This window comes from Aeromonas sp. 3P, from assembly GCF_051919745.1.
GTDB lineage: Bacteria > Pseudomonadota > Gammaproteobacteria > Enterobacterales > Aeromonadaceae > Aeromonas > Aeromonas veronii.
Map to the genome: position 1 here is coordinate 4,639,004 of NZ_JBQBED010000001.1, position 20,795 is coordinate 4,659,798.

Genomic DNA, 20,795 nt, shown 5'->3' on the forward strand with positions numbered 1-20,795 from the left:
ATGCATATTTTCATGTAAACCATGGGTTCGTTGATTGCTCTTTGCTTTTCTTCGCGCTCGTTGCCGCAAGTTAAGCCAAGCCTCCCGTACACAGGCATCGTATGCGGCAAATTCGACTTGCCAATCAGAGCGTCATCTCGGTCTAACTGAGCGAAATGCGATTGCCTCTCTTGTTTCATTTCCTCAAAAGCTCGCTTCCGCCAAGCATTTACGGAACACTATTGCGCATCTCGCAATACGAACTAATGGAAAATCTTGATACATGAACAATGTCACTCCGTTCCTGGCGGTCATCTTCGCCATTCAGCTCGGTGGCTGCGCATATCAACCTAAGCAGGTCGAGGCATCTCGTCCCTTGGTTAACCCGGTTGATATGAATGCACAGCCAGTTATGCCAAGCGCTGTACAACAGGCGCTCAATACGCTGCCTCAGGGCTCGGCGTTCACCCATCACGACACCACGTTTACGCTCGGGAAGCGTTATGTCTCGGCGCTTGGGCGTGAGTGTGTCGAGCTGATTTACAGTCAGCAGCAAGGGCACCAGCAACGCAGTGCAGCTTGCAAGAGTGCGGAGCAGTGGTACCAGGTTCCTCAATTGGATCAGGCATCTTTGGGCAATCTGTTTGCCAGGTAACAACGCGAAAGGGTTAGGTTTTGAAGATTAAAAGTAGCCGTTTGAGTTTGATGTTGTGGTTGATCACTGCATCTTTCCCCGTACTCTCTGCCAGTGCCCCCAATCTGGCCCAATCAGATGGTCAGACATTTGGCTATCAACTGGCAAACAACAAAGGGTTGCATTCTGCACAAGGTGGCCAAGCCAATACCGATTCGACCACCGGCACCTTTGCCCAACAGAACCGGCAAGGAATGTTGTTGCCAGGGGAAGCTGATGTACGCAAATTGTTGCCGCAAGCAGAAGCTGGATTGCCTCCTCCTTACGGTGCCAACCTGTTTGCCGGTGGCTATGAAACCGAGCGCAGTGATGGCTTGAATGACAATTACCTGATTGCCGCTGGCGACAAACTCAATATCTGGATTTGGGGAGCAGTCAATTTTTCCAATGTGGTGACGGTGGATAATCAGGGTAATATCTTCATCCCTGATGTGGGCCCCATCAATGTCAAGAATGTGCCGGCCAGTCAGGTTAACGGGCTGGTAACCAGCCGCATTGGTGATGTATTCACCAACAATGTCAATGTTTACGTCAATTTGCTTACCACGACCCCTGTTAGTGTTTATGTCACCGGCCCAGTCATCCGTCCTGGTCAATATGCCGGTCAATCGTCAGACAGCGTGCTCTATTTCCTCAAACGAGCTGGCGGGATTGACTCCGAGCGGGGCAGCTACCGCCAGATCAAGGTGTTGCGTCAGAATCGGGTGATCCAGCAGGTAGACCTCTATGAATTTATGCGCCAGGGCAAAATGCCCAAGCTCTCTTTTAAAGATCAGGATGTCATCCTGGTAGAGCCACAGGGCCCGATGATCAATGTGGCGGGCAAGGTTCGTAATCCATTTCGATTTGAATTGACCCAGCGCAACACCCTGGGGGCGGAACTCATCAACTATGCGTTGCCGTTGGCCAAAGTAAGTCACGTTGGTGTGATTGGCGATCGTGCCAATGGCCCCTTCTCTGTCTATCTGCCATATAAAGACTTTGCCAACATCCAGCTCAAAGATGGCGACAAGGTGCTGTTCAACGATGATATGCATGCTCAGGTTTATGATGTGCAGGTCTCTGGCAGTTACATGGGCCCCTCTTACTTCACCGTGCGCAAACAGACCAAGTTGCACGACTTGCTTGACCACATTCCGATTGATCCGCAACTTGCTGATTACCAGTCCATCTATCTGATGCGAAAAAGTGTGGCCGCGCGGCAAAAAGAGATGCTGGATGAGTCGCTCAATCGACTCGAGCGCAGCGTCTTTACTGCGCCTGCCAGCTCGGATGGGGAAGCGGCGATCCGTGCCAAAGAGGCAGAACTGGTGATGCGCTTTGTCGAAAAGGCCAGAAAAATCGAGCCACTTGGCAAGGTGGTGGTCGCAGACAAGGGGATTGTTGCGAACATTCAGTTGGAACAGGGTGACCAGATTGTCATACCGAACAGAACTGACCTGATTCAGGTCGGTGGGGAAGTCTTGATGCCACAGGCTGTGGTCTATAACGCCAATGCGACTCTCGATGACTATGTGGCCTGGGCGGGCGGATTCACCGAGCGTGCGAATGACCAGCGGATAGCCGTGGTTCATGCCAACGGATTGGTGGAGTTTAAAGATAAGGGGAGTGTCCAGCCCGGTGATCAGATCCTGGTGTTGCCCAAGGTTGACAGCAAAACCATGCAATCGGTCAAGGATATTACCCAAATCATCTATCAGATCGCCGTGGCTGCTAACGTAGCAATTAACTAAGCCGCTTCTTGCTGTAAAAAAGCAGGCTCGCCAATAGGCGAGTCTGCTATGGGTAAAGCGAACTAATGAATAAACCGATTCTTAATCAAACTCCGCGTACATCCCTGCAGGTGTTGCGAGATGTTGTCTTTGGCCTGCTTATTCGTGAGCTTAAAACCCGCTTTGGCAGATACAGGCTGGGTTATGCCTGGGCTCTGCTGGATCCGCTGCTAATGATTGTTTTTTTTAGCCTGATTTTCGGCCTGCGTGGCCATAGTGGATTTGGTGGGGCACCGGCACCGTTATTTATCGCGACTGGATATCTGCCCTTTATTGTTTTTAAAAATGTGGTGAGTAAGTTGCAAACGGCAGTCAGTGGCAACATGGGGCTATTCTGTTATCGCCAGGTAACTCCCTTCACAACGTTTATTGCCAGGTTTATGCTGGAAACTATGGTCGGTATGATGGTTGGAGCAATTTTTATACTTGGGCTGCTTTGGTCTGGTTTTGATGCTATACCCGCCGATCCGCTACAGGTGCTGTTTATCTATATATTGCTGATGATGTTTTCCTTCTCTCTGGGAATCCTTTTCTGTGTCATAGGTCATTCATTTCAAGAAGCTAATAAATTCCTGCGTTTAGTAATGATGCCTTTGATGTTTATTTCTTGTGTTATGCATCCTCTAATTGCAATTCCAAGTCAGTATCAGCATTGGTTTTTATGGAATCCGCTGGTGCATGCCCTCGAGCTTATTCGCAGTGGCTGGATCGCAGGCTATAGCAGCCCCAATGTCAGCTCGAGTTATCTGGCGGCCATCACCCTGATACTGCTCACCTTCGCCATGAGTTGTTATCGGTTAAGCCATCGCCGCTTGATTGCCAGTTAAAGTGAAACCAGATGATCGTTCTTGATTCAGTTACCAAGTATTACCCGACCAGATTTGGTCGTAATTATGTGCTGCGCGATGTCTCGCTCACCCTGCCTCGGGATCGCAATATCGGCATTCTGGGGGTCAACGGGGCGGGAAAATCGACCCTGTTACGGCTGCTCGGGGGTATGGATATGCCCAACCGAGGCAAGGTGAGCCGGCATTGCCGGGTCTCCTGGCCTCTGGCTTTGAGTGGGGGCTTTCAGGGCAGCATGACGGGTCGTGAAAATACCCGTTTTGTTTGCCGCATTCACGGGGTGCGCGAAACCCAAGCCGTAGAGGAGTGGGTCAAGGAGTTCTCGGAAATAGGGCAACATTTTGAACTGCCGATCAAAACCTATTCCAGCGGAATGAAATCAAGGTTTAATTTTTCTGTTAGCATGGCCTTTGACTTCGATATCTATCTGACCGACGAAATCACCTCGGTGGGGGATGCCCGATTTAAACAGAAGTGCATCGATGTCTTTAACCAAAAACGTGCAACGGCCAGTCTGATTATGGTGTCGCACGATATGAAAAACCTGCGTCAGCAGTGTGATATGGGGATATTATTGCGCAATGGCCAGCTGGAAGTGTTCGACAATATCGACGATGCGATCTGTATTTATCAAAATCTATAATAAGCACAATTAAACATGACACAACCTATCAGAATAGAAAAGCCATCACGCTTCGTGCGGAAGATTCGCAAGCTGGCAAAGAGCCGAAGCGTTTCTTCATTGATTCCAGCGGTTATAAGATCGTCCACAGATCTTGGCAACAGAGTCTGAAACTGGGCAGTTTTTTGTGGGTTGTAGCCTGCTTTACCATGGCATCGATCTATTTTGGCGGGATTGCTTCAGACCGTTATGTCAGCCGTAGCGAAATCATTATCAAACAGGCCGACCAGATCAAAATGCTGCCCGATGCCCTGTCTATGCTGGGGCTGGGTGGTAGCAATCATCAGGACATATTACTGGTACAAGAGTACCTGCGCTCCTGGGATCTGCTGGCCAAGCTGGATCGCGAATTGGCGCTTAAAGCGCACTACCAAAGCCATGATGCCGACTTCTTCTCCCGTCTATCGGGGGAGGCGACCCGCGAAGAGTTTCTTGAATATTACCGTGATCACCTGAACTTGCGTCTTGATGAACTCTCCGGGGTATTAACTATCGAACTGCAGGCTTTTGAGCCCATATATGGCCAGCAGGTAGTGAGCATGATGCTGAAAGAGGCGGAAGGCTTTATCAACAAGCTGGGCCATCAGGTTGCCATGGATCAGCTCGCGTTTGTCGAGCAAGAGGTTAACCGTTCCCATCAACGCTTGCAGGCAGAGAAAGCCAAGGTACTGGCGTTTCAAAATAGCCATCAGCTAATCAGCCCGGAATCGACCAGCACTGCACGCCTTGGTGTGGTCAGTGAAATTGAAGCCGAGCTGGTGCGCCAGCAGGCAGAACTGAAGCAATTGCGCAGTTATATGAAAGAGAGCGCACCAGGGGTGGTATCGGTGCAAAGTCGTGTTGATGCGTTAAGCAAGCAACTGAAACAGGAAAAGGCGAAATTGACCACCAATGATGCCGGTGCTGGCACTCAGGTGGCACCTGAGGCAATGAACGAAATCACTGCCCAATATATGGATCTGAAAACCCAGGCCACTCTGGCTGCTGATCTCTACAAGACGGGCCTTATCAGTCTGGAGCAAGCCCGCGTTGAGGCATATCGCAAGCTGAAACATCTGCTGGTCGTGACGAAGCCAACCTTGGCGGAAGAAGCCGAATACCCATGCCGCTTGTATAACCTGGTCACAATTGGTGTTCTGCTTTGCCTCTTCTATGGCCTGATTGTTATGGGGCTGGCGACCTTGCGTGAACACCAGGATTGATAAGGTGATGCAAGATAGGTCAGAACTGTATTCTTGGCAGATGAGAATATCATCTGCCAAAGAGATAACGTTGAGGAATGAGGTCTGCCTGTCAGAATATAGCCAAGCGACGACTTTATAATAACTTATTGGTTTTTGATAAAAACCAGCATGCTGTTCATATTCCACGCTATATAGAAAATAGGTGGTTATGATTTTTACTGGATTATATATGTGGATCAATCTCTTTGGGCAATAATAAACGACCATGTATTGCTTTAGTTGCCGACCAGTTTACTACATTCAGTTTGGCTCCAGACGCAGATTTAATTCAAATAACACCGATAGATTGGCAATGGAAGTTAAGATTTTACAAACCTGACTTTTTATTTGTCGAATCAGCCTGGCGTGGTTATAAGGATAGCTGGAAAGGGAAAATAGCCAGTTATGCCCATAGTTCGCCCAATAAACCAGAGCTGCGGAGGTTGCTGGAATTCTGCCACAAGCGGAAAATCACAACAATTTTCTGGAACAAAGAGGATCCGTTTCATTTCGAACGCTTTGCTGATGCGGCCGCGTTGTTTGATGTAGTCTACACCACGGATTCCGGCTCACTGGAGCGCTATCATGCGCTCCCCCATCAGCGTTTTCAGCATGTAGGTGTGCTGATGTTTGCTGCCCAGCCACGCTGGTATCAACCTGCAGAGAATGGGGGGCGGGGTCAGGAGGTCGCATTTCTGGGGGGCTATTATGGTAACGAACTGGCTGAGCGAAGCAGGGTTCAGGAGGATATTCTTCTGGCATTGCGAGATAAGAATCTGATTATTTTTGACCGGTTTTGGCAGAAGGGAAATGGCTGCAGCTATCCTGAGCAACTACAACCTTACTGTAAACCTGCGATCACTCAAAAATCAGTTGCCAAGGCATATCAGCAATATCAAGTATATTTGAACTTCAATACGATTAGTCAATCTTCAACAATGTTATCCCGTCGGGTGTTTGAATTGGCCGCTGCTGGCTGCCCTATTATCAGCACCCCTTCGATCGCCATGGATAACATTTTTGGCAAGAGCATTGTCGCAGTGCAGGATGGTGCTGCGGCGCGCGAATGGTGTGAACAATTACAAAAAAATGTTCAACTAAGAGACGAATTGGGCCAAAACGCGATGGAAATAGTGCTGGCCCAACACACCTGGCAACACAGGCTGACACAGCTCAACAGTGAACTCAGTCTTTATTAGTTAGTATCGGGAAAAATAAAACCAATTAGCTCACACGGGAGTGATAATTATGCCAATTAAGGCGCAGCGAGTATTAATTGTTTTTGGTACCAGACCGGAAGCCATCAAGATGGCCCCTATCGTCAAGGCTTTCCAGGCCAATCGCAAGGTTGACGTCAGGGTCTGCGTGACCGGGCAACACCGGGAGATGCTGGATCAGGTTCTCAACCTGTTCGAGATTGAGCCGGAATATGATCTCAACATCATGAAGCCGGGCCAGGATCTGACAGATGTCACGACCGCCATCTTGCAGGGGCTCAAACCCGTTTTTGCCGAGTTCAAACCGGACCGCATTCTGGTGCACGGTGACACGGCTACGTCGTTTGCGGCGACACTGGCTGCCTACTACCACCGTATCGCGGTTGGCCATGTTGAAGCAGGGCTACGCACCGGCAACATCTACTCTCCCTGGCCGGAAGAGGGGATGCGTCGTTTGACTGGTGGCATCGCCGATCAACACTACACCCCGACGATCAGCTCGCTGAAAAACCTCATCATGGAGAACATCGCTCCGGAGACCATCTTCGTCACCGGTAACTCGGTGATCGACGCCTTGATTGAGGTTTCCCAACGCATTGATAAAAACCTTGGCATGAAGGCTGAACTGGCCGCGCGCTTCCCTTTCCTCGACAAGAGCAAGAAGCTGATCCTGGTCACCGGCCATCGCCGCGAAAATCACGGCGATGGCTTTGAGCGGATCTGCAAGGCGCTCTCCGTGCTGGCCCAGCGGGATGATGTGCAAATCGTTTATCCGGTGCACCTCAACCCCAATGTACAAGAGCCGGTCAACCGCAACCTCAAGGGGCTCGACAATGTGCATCTGATCGAGCCGCAAGATTACCTGCCGTTCGTCTATCTGATGAAGCAGAGCTACCTGATCCTGACCGATTCGGGCGGTATTCAGGAAGAGGCGCCCACCCTGGGCAAACCTGTGCTGTGCATGCGAGATACCACAGAGCGCCCGGCTGCCGTCAAGGCAGGCACAGTTCGTCTGGTGGGGACCTGTGACGAGACGATCGTTGCAGAAACCGTTCGCCTGCTGGATGACGAGCTGGCCTACCAGGTGATGAGCCATGCCAACAACCCCTATGGGGATGGCAGAACCAGCCAACGCATCGTCGAGGCCGTCATTGGCCTGAGCGGTGCCCTCGGCCAGCAGATCGACAGCAGCCTGCAAGTGGCCTGATTTACAGATTACATACCTGTCCTTGGGGGCATATTTGCCCCCTGTTTTACTTTTGAGAGCACAAATAATGAAATTCGAAACCATCTCCGTCGTTGGTCTGGGTTATATCGGTTTGCCAACAGCAGCAGTCATCGCCAGTAACGGCATTCGGGTTATCGGTGTCGATGTCAACCAGCATGCGGTAGACACCATCAATCAGGGCAAGATCCATATTGTTGAGCCGGGCCTGGAAGATCTGGTCAAGCAGGCGGTGCAGGATGGCCACCTGAGCGCACACACCAGCCCGCAGAAGGCGGATGCCTTCCTGATTGCTGTGCCGACCCCGTTCAAGGGTGAAGATCACGAACCGGATCTGAAATATATCGAGAGTGCTTCCCGTGCCCTGGCGCCTATGCTGGAGAAAGGCAATCTGGTGGTGCTGGAGTCCACTTCTCCGGTGGGGGCCACCGAACAGATGGCCAAATGGTTGGCTGAAGAGCGCAGCGATCTGACCTTCCCGCACACGGTGGCAGAAGGCCAGACCCCTGACATCTTTGTTGCCCACTGCCCGGAGCGTGTGTTGCCCGGTCAGGTGATCCGCGAGCTGGTGGAGAACGATCGCATCATCGGTGGCATGGATAAGGCCAGTACCGAAGCCGCCACTCAGGTCTACAAGATGTTCGTCAAGAAGGGTGAATGCATCGCCACCGAAGCGCGCACCGCCGAGATGAGCAAGCTGACCGAGAACGCCTTCCGTGATGTCAATATCGCCTTTGCCAATGAATTGTCGCTGATCTGCGACCAGCAGGGCATCAATGTGTGGGAGCTGATCTCCCTTGCCAACCGTCACCCGCGCGTCAATATCCTGCAACCGGGTTGTGGCGTGGGTGGCCACTGCATCGCGGTCGACCCCTGGTTTATCGTCAACCAGAATCCTGACACTGCCAAAATCATCCACCAGGCTCGCCTGGTCAACGACTACAAGCCGCACTATGTGGTGGAGCAGGTAGAAAAGGCGGTTGCCGGTCTGAGCAACCCGAAAATTGCCTGTCTGGGTCTGGCCTTCAAACCGGATATCGACGATCTGCGTGAGAGCCCGGCGCTGGATATCACCAAGACCCTGGCCAACAACCCGGCCTATCAAATTCTGGCGGTGGAACCCAATATTGAAGCGCTGCCGGCTACGCTGGAAAATCGTAATAACGTCAAACTGCTTTCTGTTTCTGATGCAATTCAGCAAGCTGACGTAGTTGCTATTCTGGTCAAGCATAAGCAGTTTATTGGCCTGCAAGACTCTGATGCTAAATCAGGTACACTGTTGAATTTCGTTAACGCATAACTAAACTCAAATACGCATTGGCCATGGGAATTACCCATGGCCATTTTGATAACTTGACACCCTACGGTTACTCTTCTTATGAAAGAATTTCAAACAACAGAAGTAGATTCCATTCTCCATATACCCACATCACAAGAAGAGCCCGTCATTTATAAATTAAAAATAAATGATTCTCTATATCTTTCTGGTTTATACAGAGTTAACAAAGAAACAGACAAATTAGTTGTATTTTTTAATGGCGCAATAAATGGAGATCTTACGGATAGACCTAACTTTATGAGATGGAGTTGGGCTTATGAAAATAATCTTTCGTTTGTCTGCTTTGATGACCCAATTGTATCTTGCACTCAGTCAACCAACCTTGGTTGGTATATAGGTTCATCAGAATGTGACATACAAGAATATATTTATATGATTACAAATCACCTAGTGAAATCATTATGTATTGAACCAAACAGGGTCATATTCTATGGTTCATCTGGCGGAGGATTTGCAGCCTTAATGGCTGCGATCAGACTTCGAGGCTCTGTTGCTGTTGTTAACAATCCACAAACCAACATATTTAAATACTATAAGTCTGCTGCGAATAGATTAACAGATAACTTCTTTAAAAATGAGAAGATATCATCTGACTCTGATATCTATCATAGATTCTCCGTCTTGCATGCTATTAAGAAATATGATTATATCCCGGCTGTTTTATATGTTCAAAATATACAAGATAGATTTCATTTAGAACGGCATCTTATCCCATTTCAAACTTCAACACTTCAAATCTTATCTTCTGTTGGGGATTACCCAAATAAAATATACTTTCACTTTTTTAATGACAATAGAGGTCATAGCGTTTTTTCAGATAAAAAAGAATTTATTAGTGAAATTAACCAAGCTGTAACTCTTTCTAAGGCTACAAAGGTTTATCCATCTTTATTCAATTTGAAAAAATCTAATTATTTAAATGAGAATATAATTTGGTATGAATTACAAGATAATACTATAAGTGTTGATGTATCCTTTGAGTTGAACTTTGAACCATCACCAGATAACTCAAGACCTGCAATTTTCCTCGTTGATACTGACAAAATAGGCTTTCATGAGCTAAAAAAACATGGTTATAGTTATTCAAAGTCTCTGAAATGTGCATTCAAATACATTGACAATCTACATCCTGGTAAAAAAATTACCATAGAAGTTCATAAAGAGCTAGCAGCAAAGCGAATTGGTTTAAGAAAATGGAAGTGTGTTGGTGAACTACACTTCAAAAATCTAGAAGTAAAAAATAGAAATGATTAAACAATATAATAATATAACTATTGACGATATAGAATTAGTTAATCAACAGTCTTATATGGATTTCCTAAAAAATGGATTTAAACCACGTAAAGACTTACCTTACTATAATATAACTCAGCCCATTGATTGGAATATAGATCCGTTCTCTGATAGTAATTGGAAATTTCAGCTACACTCATGGAGAAATCTAGACCCTGCAATTATAGAGTATAAAAAGAATCACGATAAATCTATACTTACATTTATCTTGGATACAATGAAGTCGTGGTTTCATTTTTCAATAGAAAACAAACATTCATTTTTATGGTATGACATGGCAGTTGGATTAAGAGCTCAGAAGTTAGCGCTTTTATCCAATGAATTAATGACGCTTAGTCAAAATAGCTTCGCTGACAAAGAGTGGATATTTAAATTAATATTATCTCATTTAGATGAGTTAATAGATAGCGAGAATTTTTCATTAAATAATCACGGCATTTTCCAAGCGCACGGGTTAATGGCGTTAGCAAAGGCTTTTGATTTTTCATCAACAAGATCTAATAAAGATATTTCAGAAATAGCCTTGAAAAGAATGTCTCAACTGTGGAGTAATCAGTTTTACCCTGAAGGTATCCATAGCGAGAACTCACCTGAGTATCATATTTTTGCACATAGAAAATTTTCCAAGTTAGCGGCAACCAATTGGTATACCTCAATACGACTCGATGATGCATTACTTTCAGCCAAACGAAATTTCTTTTGGCTTTGTAGGCCTAATAGTCAAATATGGCCTATAGGTGATTCAGGTATTTCCACACTAAAAATACCTGAGGATATATCAGAGCATGAGCTATTATTTTCTCCTGAACATAATGATGCCAATTTCAAATTCTTTGAGCAAAGCGGTTACTTTATTTCAAAAAGCAGAGATAAGGCGTTTGGGCTGTTCATTTCTACCGCTAGAAAAAATAAAGTGCATATGCACAATGATGATTTAAATTTTGAATGGTATGACCACGGTCGCCCCATAATAGTTGATTCAGGAAAATATGGTTATACTGGCTGTAAATATAGAAGATATTACCTCTCCCAGTATGCACACAATATAATTTTGATCAATGGAGAATCAATCAATGGTGGCCTATATGAATCTTGTCTACGTCGTGTAGGTAAAATGACTTATGGCACTCTAGTTGAATTGTCACATAAGTCTATTGATCATAGTATTCACAATACTAGAATTATTCTAACAAAGAAAAGCCATTTTTTAATTGTTATTGACAGAATAAATTCATCATCCCAAGTAACCGTAGAACAAACGTTCCATATACATCCTAACTTCTCTTTAGAGAATGAAACTGAGAGTAATTTTGACTATAGCTTTATAGACATTAAAGATAACTTAAAAATAAATGTGCGAACACTGACAAACAATGCTGAAAACAATAAATCTATCCTTTGGGGTGATACAAAAAATGGATTCTCCTTTGTGTCCGAAAGCTACCGAGAACAGAAACCATCATATCTTATTAAAAATTCAGTTTCAGTTAAGGAAACAGTGATTGCAACACTATTCACCACAGATAGTAAATATAATATAGAAGTAGTGAATAATGTAATTTACATAAACAATGGAAGTACTTTAATTGACAGGATTGATGTGAATATATGAACGGGATTAGCATGAATAGTTTAATAAAAAAAATTAATGTTTTTGCAAAAAAAACACAAAAAAAATCTATCTTTCTCTGTAATAAAAATGAAAGCATAGCACGCATATGGATCCATTTTAATATCGGCAATGGAGTCTCTTCTGCAGTACTCTCTAGACTGTTTTTTCAGCGGTTTAAAGATATATATCCAGTGTTATCTATTGAGCAAGCAGATAACGCTGTTAAGTATTTTTTCGACCCATCATTCAATAACGTCTATGCAAACAGATTAGAAAGAATAGGGCGCTTTGATGATGCAAACGAAATCAAAAAGCAAATATCTGATCTTGAACTGGTAAAGCCACACATTAAAAATGTTGATTCAGTATTTAAAGTACTGAGTAGTAAAGGGGATAGTGAGTTAGCTGAAAAATGGGTCACGTATTTATTGAAGGAAAACTCATCACTTCAAAATGAGATTGGAAGAAAATATTTTATATACTTTAAAGATATTGATGTTCACCGCAGTCTTGTATTAAGTAAATATTACCTCCTCCAGAATCCAACTGACGAGAAATTTGCTGCCGTTTATCTTAAAAGAGCAGAGAGCATATTTTCTGAGAGTGAATATTTAAATTTGATAAATAAACTAAATAAGTTGCATTCATGTAGTTTGTATAGTGACCGACTAGAACAACTTATTATTAAAAGAAACATAGACGAACTCTTGAGAAGTACCACATCTGAAAATGCATTAACAGATGTGCTCTCCTTAGAACAAAATGAAAAAATAAGGCTGACCTTAACAAAAGCAATATTTGATAAATCATCAGACAATAAACTTAAAGAAATATGTGCTGACTATTTATTTCAAAATGAAGACAAGCTTGAAAATACTTGGATAAGAAAACTCTCAGATTACCATTTATCAAGGGGTTCAATAACAAAAGCTTTAAAACTAGTTGATGAAAAGAAAAATGAAAATTTGATGAGGAAATTCTCTTCAATTTCATCTTTCTATAAGTTGTTTACTGATGGTTATAAATACATGCCAGTGGATAACGACCCCATTCACATACCTCGTAGTAATAAAGCTTTATATCTTCTCCATAATAGACTTCCATATAACTCTGGTGGATATGCGACGCGATCTCATGGTTTACTTACATCAATAAAACAGTGGTGGGATATATCAGGCGTTTCTCGTCTTGGTTATCCACAAGATAGAAGTGGCTTTGAGGATGTTGCTTATACTGAGTTTCATGATATCGATGGAGTTCGCTATCACTGTCTCCAAGCAGATAATAACGCATTTGGGCAAATCCCTATTATTAACTATATTGATGAATATAGCGAAGCGTTATATCAACTTAGCTTGAATGAAAAACCAGCGATAATTCATGGTGCATCAAACTATATGAATGGTTTGGCTGCTAACAATGTTGCTAAACGACTTGGCATAAAAAGCGTTTACGAAGTTCGTGGTCTATGGGAAATTACTAGAATATCTAGAGACCCAGATTGGAAAGATACTGAATACTACAATATGATGTCGCAGCTTGAAGCTCAAGCCGCTAATGATGCTGATGCTGTATTTACTCTTACCAATGCACTTAAGAATGAGTTAATAAATCGTGGAGTAGCAGCAGAAAAAATTCACCTTTTACCAAATGGTGTTGATTCATCCCGCTTTATACCAAAAATAAGAAACAATAAACTTGCACGAAATCTCGGTATTGAAGATAAAGTAGTAATTGGTTTCCTGGGTTCAGTAGTTCAATATGAAGGTGTTGAGTATATTATCCAAGCTGCATCAATTCTAAAAAAACAAGGCCTAAATAATTTTGTGGTTCTTATTGTCGGTGATGGGGCCGTATTGGATAACGTTAAAGCAATCACATCTGAATTACACATGGACGAGCATGTGAAGTTTACAGGTAGGGTACCACATGACGAAATTGAAGATTACTATTCTATCGTAGATATCTGTCCACTGCCTCGAAAGGGTCTACCTGTTTGTGAGATGGTTTCACCACTCAAACCCTTTGAAGCCATGGCAATGGGTAAGGTTGTTGTCTCCTCAGATGTCGCAGCATTGGCAGAGATTATCGATGATGGAGTTACTGGGTTACTTCATAAGAAAGATGATCCAGAGGACCTGGCTAATAAAATCAGACTCTTAATTGAGGATCATAATCTTCGTGATCGTTTAGGAAAATCTGCTCGAGAGTGGGTTGTCGCTGAGCGCGATTGGAAAGTTATCGCAAAGCGCGTAGATACAGTTTATCGCAACTTACTTGGCCAATGATTGTGTCGCTGATTCGAAAAAAAGCAGGGCTGCTCATCAGATGGGCAGCCAAAAAAAATATTCCGGGTACTACTGCACTACTCATTAAGCTATATCCCCAGCATATTTATCATTTATCATACTATTTTCTGACTAAAAAAAATGACGTTTTCAAAGCATATAATGCCGTAACAAAATGGGTCCCCAAAACAGATAAGGAAACAAACTACAAAGAACGAATACAAGAAATAGCATTCATCATTTCATCAAATAGCTCCTCTTTATGTAATATTGCAAGCACTAATACTGACAGTAAATTGCATACGTTTAATCATAAAGTTATGTTCTGCTTGCATAATTCAGCACCTTACGATCAAGCTGGCTACTGGCATCGAACATCTGCTATTTTTTCATCACTCACACCTGCTGGTGTGGAACTGTCCGCTGTGACACGACCAGGGTACCCATGGGATCTGATTAAGCATCGACAGGAGCCACGGATTTTGCACGATGAGCAAGGTGGAGTGACCCTATACCGGTTAAATGATGATGAACACCAATATCGTCAAGTAAGTGATAGCCGCTATGTTCAGCACTACGCCGCGCAGGTTGCAGAACTTGTAAGAAGATTAGATATAAATGTTATTCATGGACATTCCAACTACTTAAATGGATTGGCAGCTACGCAAGCGGCCAAAATTCTTGGAGTTAAAAGTGTCTATGAGGCTAGAGGTTTATGGCATTATACACGACTGTCTAAAGAGCCGGGTTATCAGCATACCGACATGTTTAAATATGATGATACGATGGAAAGAATGGCCATGCATCAGGCTGATGCTGTTGTCACGCTTTCTTCTGCTATGAAATCACTGATCGTATCCTGGGGTATCCCTGATAGCAAAGTATGGATTATCCCCAACGCTGTTGACACAGAGTCATTCCATCCATTACCAAGAGAATACTCTCGCCGTAGAAAATTCGTATCTGACAAGACTTTTTTAATTGGTTTTATTGGCTCAATAACTGTCTATGAGGGACTCGAAGACCTTATTCATGCCTGCGTACAGTTAAATGAGAATGGCTTGGATATTCATCTCGTTATTATAGGCTCTGGTCCATATGAGCATGAAATACGAACATTGGCTGCTCAGCACTCTTGCATCAGCTATCATGACCGTGTGCCACATAGCGAGGTCAAAGATTGGTATTCTACGTTTGACATGTGTGCATACCCAAGAAAATCTGATATTGTCTGTCAATATGTTCCTCCTATGAAAGTGCTAGAGGCCATGGCAATGGGTATACCTGTACTGGTCTCTAGTTTAGAACCGCTTATTGAACTCGTAGATAATGGGAAAATAGGTACCATCTGTAAAGCAAGTGACCTATCATCCCTTACCAAGAAAATTGAATATATGTATTACAATCAGGATAATATTCAGATGTTGGCCAAAAAAGGGATTGATTGGATTAAAGAAAATAGGACATGGCATCGAAATGCCGATTTATATAAAAAAATGTATCAAAGCTTATATGAAACCAATACAATCTGATGGCTCATATCTCCACTATCATTCCTTATTCGACAAGGTCGCGTGACCTGGATTCAAGACTAATAGAAAATTCTGCTATTTCTGGTATGTGCTTATTGGGAGAGGTCATTATTAGTGATCAGAGTGCCCATAGTGTAGTCAAATCAATGGGAATGCCATCCAATACGCACTGTATATATACACCACTTCATTTAGATAAACCATTTGCTCCTGGTATAGCACGCAATTATGCCATTTCAGCAGCAAATTTTGATTTCATTTTTTTTCTTGACCTCGATCTTCTCTGCTCTCCAACCTTATTCGCCGATTTACCTCAGCGGGTAACCAGACTATTTGAAACTGGTGATAATGCCTTTGAAATGTACCCCTGCCTTTATCTGACCAAGGAGGAGACTAAGCGCTTTGATGGGGATTTTCAGGGCTGCCTGGAGTCTTTTTTGCGGGGAGAAAATCACAGGGTGGAGGGAATCGCCCTGGCCAGCAGTTGTTTGCTGATGAATCGCGAGTGGTTTTTGCAGTTGGGGGGCTTTGACGAGCAGTTTGTCGGCCATGGCGGCGAAGATCTCGAACTGATTGACCGGCTCACCCGTCATTACCCCATCGGGCCGAGACCGGATGACTATGCCCTCAATATCAAGGCACAGCATCCGGGGGATTATCAGGGGTTTCGCCGCTATTTCAGCTATTATGCGCTGCCCCATCTGTTTGCCGGTCGGTTTCTGGTTCACCAGTGGCATCCGCGCCCCCTGACTCACCCTTACCACAAACGTCGGGCTAACAATGATCAGCTGCTTGAGCAGATGCTGGCTCGCAGTGAAGCAGAGCGAGGCCCGTTGAAAGGGCCCGTGGTGCCCTGTAACGACCTTGGCGGGGAGCTGCCGGATTTTCGCGAGTGGATGATCCGTTTGCAGGAGGAGGCGGGCTATCCGGTGAGCGAATATCCGGGGCTGTTGCGCTGGCAAGAGGGGGTGCAGCGCAAGCGGCCACTGTGGCGCAAGCTGCGCAAGCTCTACCTCAACCCTCGGGCCTTTTTCAGAGATATGTTTAAGCCCACATCTCGCTGAACTTTTTATCTGAGCAATTTGCATGACTCTATGGACACAATCCAGCGGCATACTGGCCCGCAGCACTCAAATCAGCGCCTGTCTGGGACAACCCTTGGCGCGCTTTGCTTCCCCTGATGCCGTACAGCCGGGGGATGTGCTGGTCGGCTGGGGCCAGAAGGCTAATACCCACCAGATCAAGGAGCAGGCCAAGACCCTGAGTTTGCCCTATTGGCAGCTGGAAGACGGCTTTATCGGTTATATCGGCCATCCCGCCAGGGGGGGCAAGGCGGTCTCGCTGATCGCCGATCCGGTGGGGATCTATTACGATGCCCGCCAGCCCAGCCAGCTTGAGCAATTGATTGCCACCCCGTGCGAGCCACAGATGTTGGCACGGGCCGAACGATTGATCGGTGAGCTGGTACGCCTCGGGGTCACCAAATACAACTGTTATGCCACTGCCCCCGGTCAGTCGATTGCCAGCGGCAGCGTGACCGCCCTCTCTGCTGTCGGGGACTATGGCGGCTTGCCATCAGGGCTTGCCACACGTCTGCAGCAGAGCGCCAAACCCAGGGTCCTACTGGTCGATCAGGTGACGGGGGATCTCTCCATTCCGGGGGCGCTGGCCAGTGAAGCTGATTTTGTGGCGATGGTGGAGGCGGCGCGCCGCAATCATCCCGATGCGCGCCTGCTGCTGCGCACCCATCCCGATACTCGCCTTGGCAAGAAGCGCGGGGTGTTGGCCCGTCTGAAACTGGATGATGTGGAGATTGTGGCCGATCACTGCCATCCCCATGCGCTGCTCAATGTGGTGGATGCGGTCTATACGGTGTCATCCCAGCTTGGTTTTGAGGGCCTTTTGCTTGGCAAGCCGGTCTATTGCTTCGGTATGCCGTTTTATGCGGGTTGGGGGCTGACCCATGACAGCAAGCAGTGTGAACGGCGCAACGTAAAAGTGTCGCTCGCCCAGCTGGTCGCGGCAGCCTTGATCCGCTATCCCCGCTATCTCGACCCTGTGCTGGGCCAGCGTTGCGAGGTCGAGGAGGTGATCGCCATTATTGCGAATCAGCGCCGCCCCGCGCCGCGCTGGCGCAGGCTTTATCTGGTCGGTTTCTCGCTGTGGAAGCGGGCATTTATGCAGGCGTTTTGCCAGCATTTGGCCGATGAGTTGCGCTTTGTGCGCAAGCCACCCAAGCGGTTGACCGGTGACGAGCAGATATTGGTGTGGGGTAGCCGCCACCCCGATCTCGCCTCTGCAATCCGGGTCGAGGATGGTTTTATTCGCTCGAGGGGGCTGGGCTCCAATCTCTGTCGTCCCTCCTCCTTGTCACTGGACCCGGTCGGGATCTATTTCGACAGTCGCACTCCCAGCGGGCTGGAACAGTTGCTCAACTATCAGGAGTTGACAGAGGCGGAGGTCAAGCGCGGGGATGCGCTGCTCGCCTTGCTACGGGAACACAGGGTCAGCAAATACAATGTGGGCGAGCCGCAGCACTACACCAGGCCCGATGATGGCCGTGAGCTGGTGCTGGTGGTGGGTCAGGTGGATGGCGATGCCTCCATCCTGACCGGGAGCCCCCATATTCGCAGCAACGAGCAGTTGCTGTGGGCGGTGCGAGCGGCCAAACCCGACGCTCATATTCTCTACAAACCACACCCTGATGTGGTGGCGGGCAATCGTGGTGGGGCGATTTCTGCGGCCTGTCTGGCGGAGTGTGTCGATAGCCAGGTGCTGGATATTGGGCTCACCAGCCTCTATCCCCATGTGGATGAGCTGCATACCATGACCTCGCTCAGTGGCTTCGAGGCGCTGGTGCAGGGGGTCAAGGTGACGACCTGGGGCCAACCCTTCTACAGTGGCTGGGGGTTGACCACGGATGCCAATCCGCCTGCTCGTCGTCAACGTAGTCTGCCGCTGGCGGCGCTGGTCTATCTGACGCTGGTTGCCTATCCGCTCTATCTCGATTGGCAGACCGGGCTCTGGATAAGTCCGGAGCAGTTGATCCACCAACTGGCGAAGCAGGGACACTCATCGGCCCAAAAAGCGAGCCGCTGGCAACGCTGGCAGCTCAAGCTCGGTTACTTGTTCCAGACGCTCATGCAGCGCCCCTCTCTCTCCCCGTTTTTGAGATAAGTCGTCAATGAAGATTTTGTTACTGCAAGGCCCGCTTGGCCCTTTCTTTCAGACCCTGAGTCGCCAGTTGACCGAGGCGGGACATCAGGTGGTGAAGATCCATTTCAATGGCGGGGATGAGTGCTGGCCCTGTGCCGGAAAAAATCTGCGTTTTCGCGGGAAACCGGAGAGCTGGAACGCCTTTTTCCGCCGGGTGCTCAAGCAGCAGGGTATCGATACGGTGATCTGTTACGGGGACTGCCGTTATTACCATCTGGAGGCTGGCCGTATCTGCAAGTTGAAGCGAGTGCCATTCTGGGCGATGGAGGAGGGCTATCTCAGACCCGATTTCGTCACGCTGGAGCAGGGTGGGGTCAATGCCTTCAGCCCCTGGTATGAGCGGCGCGATCAACTTGCCCAACTGGATTGGCCTGTGCCTTATGACAGCTCGCTCAAGGTGGGCAAGACCTTTGCGGTACGCGCCTGGTATGCCAGTCGCTACCACATCAACAAGTCGCTGTTCCGTTGGCGTTATCCCCACTTTGTGAATCACCGTCCCTGGAGTCTGGTGCAGGAGGCGATGGGGTGGGTCTGTGGCGCCATGGTGAAATACGGCAACTTGCGCCAGGATCGCGCCCTGCTCAAGGCGTTGCCGCAGCACGCCGGGCGGATCTTCTTTGTGCCACTGCAAGTGACCGAGGATTTTCAGATCCGGGAGCACTCTGACCTGAGCGGGGTGGAGGAGATGGTTGCGCAGGTGATCAACTCCTTTGCGGAGCATGCCAAACCCGAAGATGTGTTGCTGTTCAAGCACCACCCCATGGATCGGGGCTATGTCAGTTATCGTGCCCAGATAAACAGACTCATTGCGGTGCTTGGCCTTGAGGGGAGGGTCTTTTACGGTTATGAACTGCCGCTGCCAACCCTGTATCCCTTGCTCAAAGGGGTGATCACCATCAACAGCACGGTCGGTCTCTCTGCTCTGCTCCATGATGTACCCACCTTCTGCATGGGGCGGGCACTCTATGATATTGACGGTCTGACCACCAAAGGTTCGCTGGCCTCCTTCTGGCACTCGCAGAGCCCGGTATGTGCCGAGACATTCAAACGGGTGCGCCACTCCTTGCTCCATCTGACCCAGCTCAATGCCAGTTTTTACCGTCATCTGAAAATGAGTGCGCTGGCGGTCATGGAAAAAATGAAGCTTTCAGCGCCGAATATGCGTGATGAGCTTGTATCGCCGGAACGCCGTATGAGGGTGAATAATACCATGTGCCTTACATTACCCTGGCTGGCCACTCTCGATGGTATTAGCGACCCGTTTACATCTATCGGTTCAACCGCTCTGATGTTACTCGTTTGATGTCTGCCTATTTTTGATTTAGTGTGTTAGTGAGAGGTAAATAAAACCAGGAAGGTTAACATGAACATTCACGGTTGCTTGTTATCCATTGGACTCTTGGGGCTGCCGACTTTTTCCATGGCAGCTGAACATGATCTTTCACTTATTATTCACGGGGCATCAATACACAGTGATTGTTCGCAGGGAACAGGAAAAAAAAGCAAAACCTGTGACTTTAATGGTTTTAACCCGGGGCTGGGATTGGCGTGGGTGTTCTTGGGTGACAACGACACGGGAAAACTTGCGCTGCGCGGCGGGTTTTATCGAGATTCTCTAGAAAATACAGCTGGTTATGCGGGTTTCTCTTATCGGAAAGAGTGGTATCTCACCGAACATGTTTTTGCTGGGGTAGGGGCGCAGGCTGGTTATCTCAACGGTTCGGGTATTGATGGTTTTGCCGCTTTGCCGATAGTGATACTGGGTTACAAGTCAGTTGCATTGGAAGTCGGTTATGCACCCAAGGTTGATTGGGTACCTGGGGGAGACCATGTCGCGGTCACCACCTTCTCATTGCGATGGACGCTGTAATATTAGC

16 protein-coding genes are annotated in these 20,795 nt (G+C 47.0%); all 16 read left to right on the forward strand.

Translation table 11 applies throughout. The annotated features are described in order from the left end of the window. Positions 1-262 precede the first annotated feature (262 nt). Positions 263-634, forward strand: a complete 372-nt coding sequence (locus ACTG19_RS21595) for a hypothetical protein (RefSeq protein WP_139473517.1) — start codon at positions 263-265, stop codon at positions 632-634. Between the two features lie 20 nt (positions 635-654). Continuing rightward, positions 655-2,406, forward strand: a complete 1,752-nt coding sequence (locus ACTG19_RS21600; RefSeq protein WP_439989555.1) for a polysaccharide biosynthesis/export family protein — start codon at positions 655-657, stop codon at positions 2,404-2,406. Positions 2,407-2,471: 65 nt separating this feature from the next. After that, positions 2,472-3,272 carry an ABC transporter permease gene (locus ACTG19_RS21605; RefSeq protein WP_439989556.1) on the forward strand — a complete coding sequence of 267 codons (801 nt, stop codon included), beginning with the start codon at positions 2,472-2,474 and terminating at the stop codon, positions 3,270-3,272. Between the two features lie 11 nt (positions 3,273-3,283). Further along, complete coding sequence (locus tag ACTG19_RS21610) at positions 3,284-3,934, forward strand: ABC transporter ATP-binding protein (protein WP_227342482.1); 651 nt, start codon at positions 3,284-3,286, stop codon at positions 3,932-3,934. A gap of 164 nt (positions 3,935-4,098) precedes the next feature. Continuing rightward, positions 4,099-5,175: a sugar transporter gene (locus tag ACTG19_RS21615; protein ID WP_439989557.1), complete on the forward strand. Its 1,077-nt coding sequence runs from the start codon at positions 4,099-4,101 to the stop codon at positions 5,173-5,175. A 227-nt stretch (positions 5,176-5,402) separates the two neighbouring features. Next, positions 5,403-6,395, forward strand: coding sequence for a CgeB family protein (locus ACTG19_RS21620; protein WP_439989558.1), 993 nt, complete (start codon positions 5,403-5,405; stop codon positions 6,393-6,395). Positions 6,396-6,444: 49 nt separating this feature from the next. Continuing rightward, positions 6,445-7,620, forward strand: a complete 1,176-nt coding sequence (gene wecB, locus ACTG19_RS21625) for a non-hydrolyzing UDP-N-acetylglucosamine 2-epimerase (protein WP_227342487.1) — start codon at positions 6,445-6,447, stop codon at positions 7,618-7,620. A gap of 67 nt (positions 7,621-7,687) precedes the next feature. Then, entirely contained in the window at positions 7,688-8,938 is a 1,251-nt protein-coding gene (gene wecC / locus ACTG19_RS21630; protein WP_439989559.1) for a UDP-N-acetyl-D-mannosamine dehydrogenase, read from the forward strand. A gap of 78 nt (positions 8,939-9,016) precedes the next feature. Beyond that, positions 9,017-10,231: an alpha/beta hydrolase family protein gene (locus ACTG19_RS21635; RefSeq protein ID WP_439989560.1), complete on the forward strand. Its 1,215-nt coding sequence runs from the start codon at positions 9,017-9,019 to the stop codon at positions 10,229-10,231. After that, positions 10,224-11,882: a heparinase II/III domain-containing protein gene (locus ACTG19_RS21640; protein WP_439989561.1), complete on the forward strand. Its 1,659-nt coding sequence runs from the start codon at positions 10,224-10,226 to the stop codon at positions 11,880-11,882. The genes ACTG19_RS21635 and ACTG19_RS21640 overlap by 8 nt, the downstream gene beginning before the upstream one ends. After that, a complete protein-coding gene (locus tag ACTG19_RS21645) occupies positions 11,879-14,170 on the forward strand; it encodes a glycosyltransferase family 4 protein (protein WP_439989562.1) in 2,292 nt (763 codons plus the stop codon). Before ACTG19_RS21640 ends, ACTG19_RS21645 begins: the two co-directional genes overlap by 4 nt. Continuing rightward, positions 14,113-15,702 (forward strand): glycosyltransferase, encoded by a 1,590-nt coding sequence (locus ACTG19_RS21650; protein ID WP_439989563.1) that lies wholly within the window; start codon positions 14,113-14,115, stop codon positions 15,700-15,702. Before ACTG19_RS21645 ends, ACTG19_RS21650 begins: the two co-directional genes overlap by 58 nt. Beyond that, on the forward strand, positions 15,702-16,766 hold the full coding sequence (locus ACTG19_RS21655) for a galactosyltransferase-related protein (protein ID WP_439989564.1): 1,065 nt from the start codon (positions 15,702-15,704) through the stop codon (positions 16,764-16,766). Before ACTG19_RS21650 ends, ACTG19_RS21655 begins: the two co-directional genes overlap by 1 nt. 22 nt (positions 16,767-16,788) lie before the next feature. Next, entirely contained in the window at positions 16,789-18,879 is a 2,091-nt protein-coding gene (locus ACTG19_RS21660) for a capsular polysaccharide biosynthesis protein (protein ID WP_421297215.1), read from the forward strand. Positions 18,880-18,886: 7 nt separating this feature from the next. Next, positions 18,887-20,221: a capsule biosynthesis protein gene (locus ACTG19_RS21665; protein ID WP_216953368.1), complete on the forward strand. Its 1,335-nt coding sequence runs from the start codon at positions 18,887-18,889 to the stop codon at positions 20,219-20,221. A gap of 60 nt (positions 20,222-20,281) precedes the next feature. Next, positions 20,282-20,788: a hypothetical protein gene (locus tag ACTG19_RS21670; RefSeq protein ID WP_216953369.1), complete on the forward strand. Its 507-nt coding sequence runs from the start codon at positions 20,282-20,284 to the stop codon at positions 20,786-20,788. The last annotated feature ends 7 nt before the right edge of the window (positions 20,789-20,795 follow it).

What these genes read in the sequence shown, in the direction of transcription:
- ACTG19_RS21595 (WP_139473517.1), top strand. Translation starts at nt 263, where the DNA reads ATGAACAATGTCACTCCGTTCCTGGCGGTCATCTTCGCCATTCAGCTC.
- ACTG19_RS21605 (WP_439989556.1), top strand. Translation starts at nt 2,472, where the DNA reads ATGAATAAACCGATTCTTAATCAAACTCCGCGTACATCCCTGCAGGTG.
- ACTG19_RS21610 (WP_227342482.1), top strand. Translation starts at nt 3,284, where the DNA reads ATGATCGTTCTTGATTCAGTTACCAAGTATTACCCGACCAGATTTGGT.
- wecB (WP_227342487.1), top strand. Translation starts at nt 6,445, where the DNA reads ATGCCAATTAAGGCGCAGCGAGTATTAATTGTTTTTGGTACCAGACCG.
- wecC (WP_439989559.1), top strand. Translation starts at nt 7,688, where the DNA reads ATGAAATTCGAAACCATCTCCGTCGTTGGTCTGGGTTATATCGGTTTG.
- ACTG19_RS21635 (WP_439989560.1), top strand. Translation starts at nt 9,017, where the DNA reads ATGAAAGAATTTCAAACAACAGAAGTAGATTCCATTCTCCATATACCC.
- ACTG19_RS21640 (WP_439989561.1), top strand. Translation starts at nt 10,224, where the DNA reads ATGATTAAACAATATAATAATATAACTATTGACGATATAGAATTAGTT.
- ACTG19_RS21645 (WP_439989562.1), top strand. Translation starts at nt 11,879, where the DNA reads ATGAACGGGATTAGCATGAATAGTTTAATAAAAAAAATTAATGTTTTT.
- ACTG19_RS21655 (WP_439989564.1), top strand. Translation starts at nt 15,702, where the DNA reads ATGGCTCATATCTCCACTATCATTCCTTATTCGACAAGGTCGCGTGAC.
- ACTG19_RS21660 (WP_421297215.1), top strand. Translation starts at nt 16,789, where the DNA reads ATGACTCTATGGACACAATCCAGCGGCATACTGGCCCGCAGCACTCAA.
- ACTG19_RS21665 (WP_216953368.1), top strand. Translation starts at nt 18,887, where the DNA reads ATGAAGATTTTGTTACTGCAAGGCCCGCTTGGCCCTTTCTTTCAGACC.
- ACTG19_RS21670 (WP_216953369.1), top strand. Translation starts at nt 20,282, where the DNA reads ATGAACATTCACGGTTGCTTGTTATCCATTGGACTCTTGGGGCTGCCG.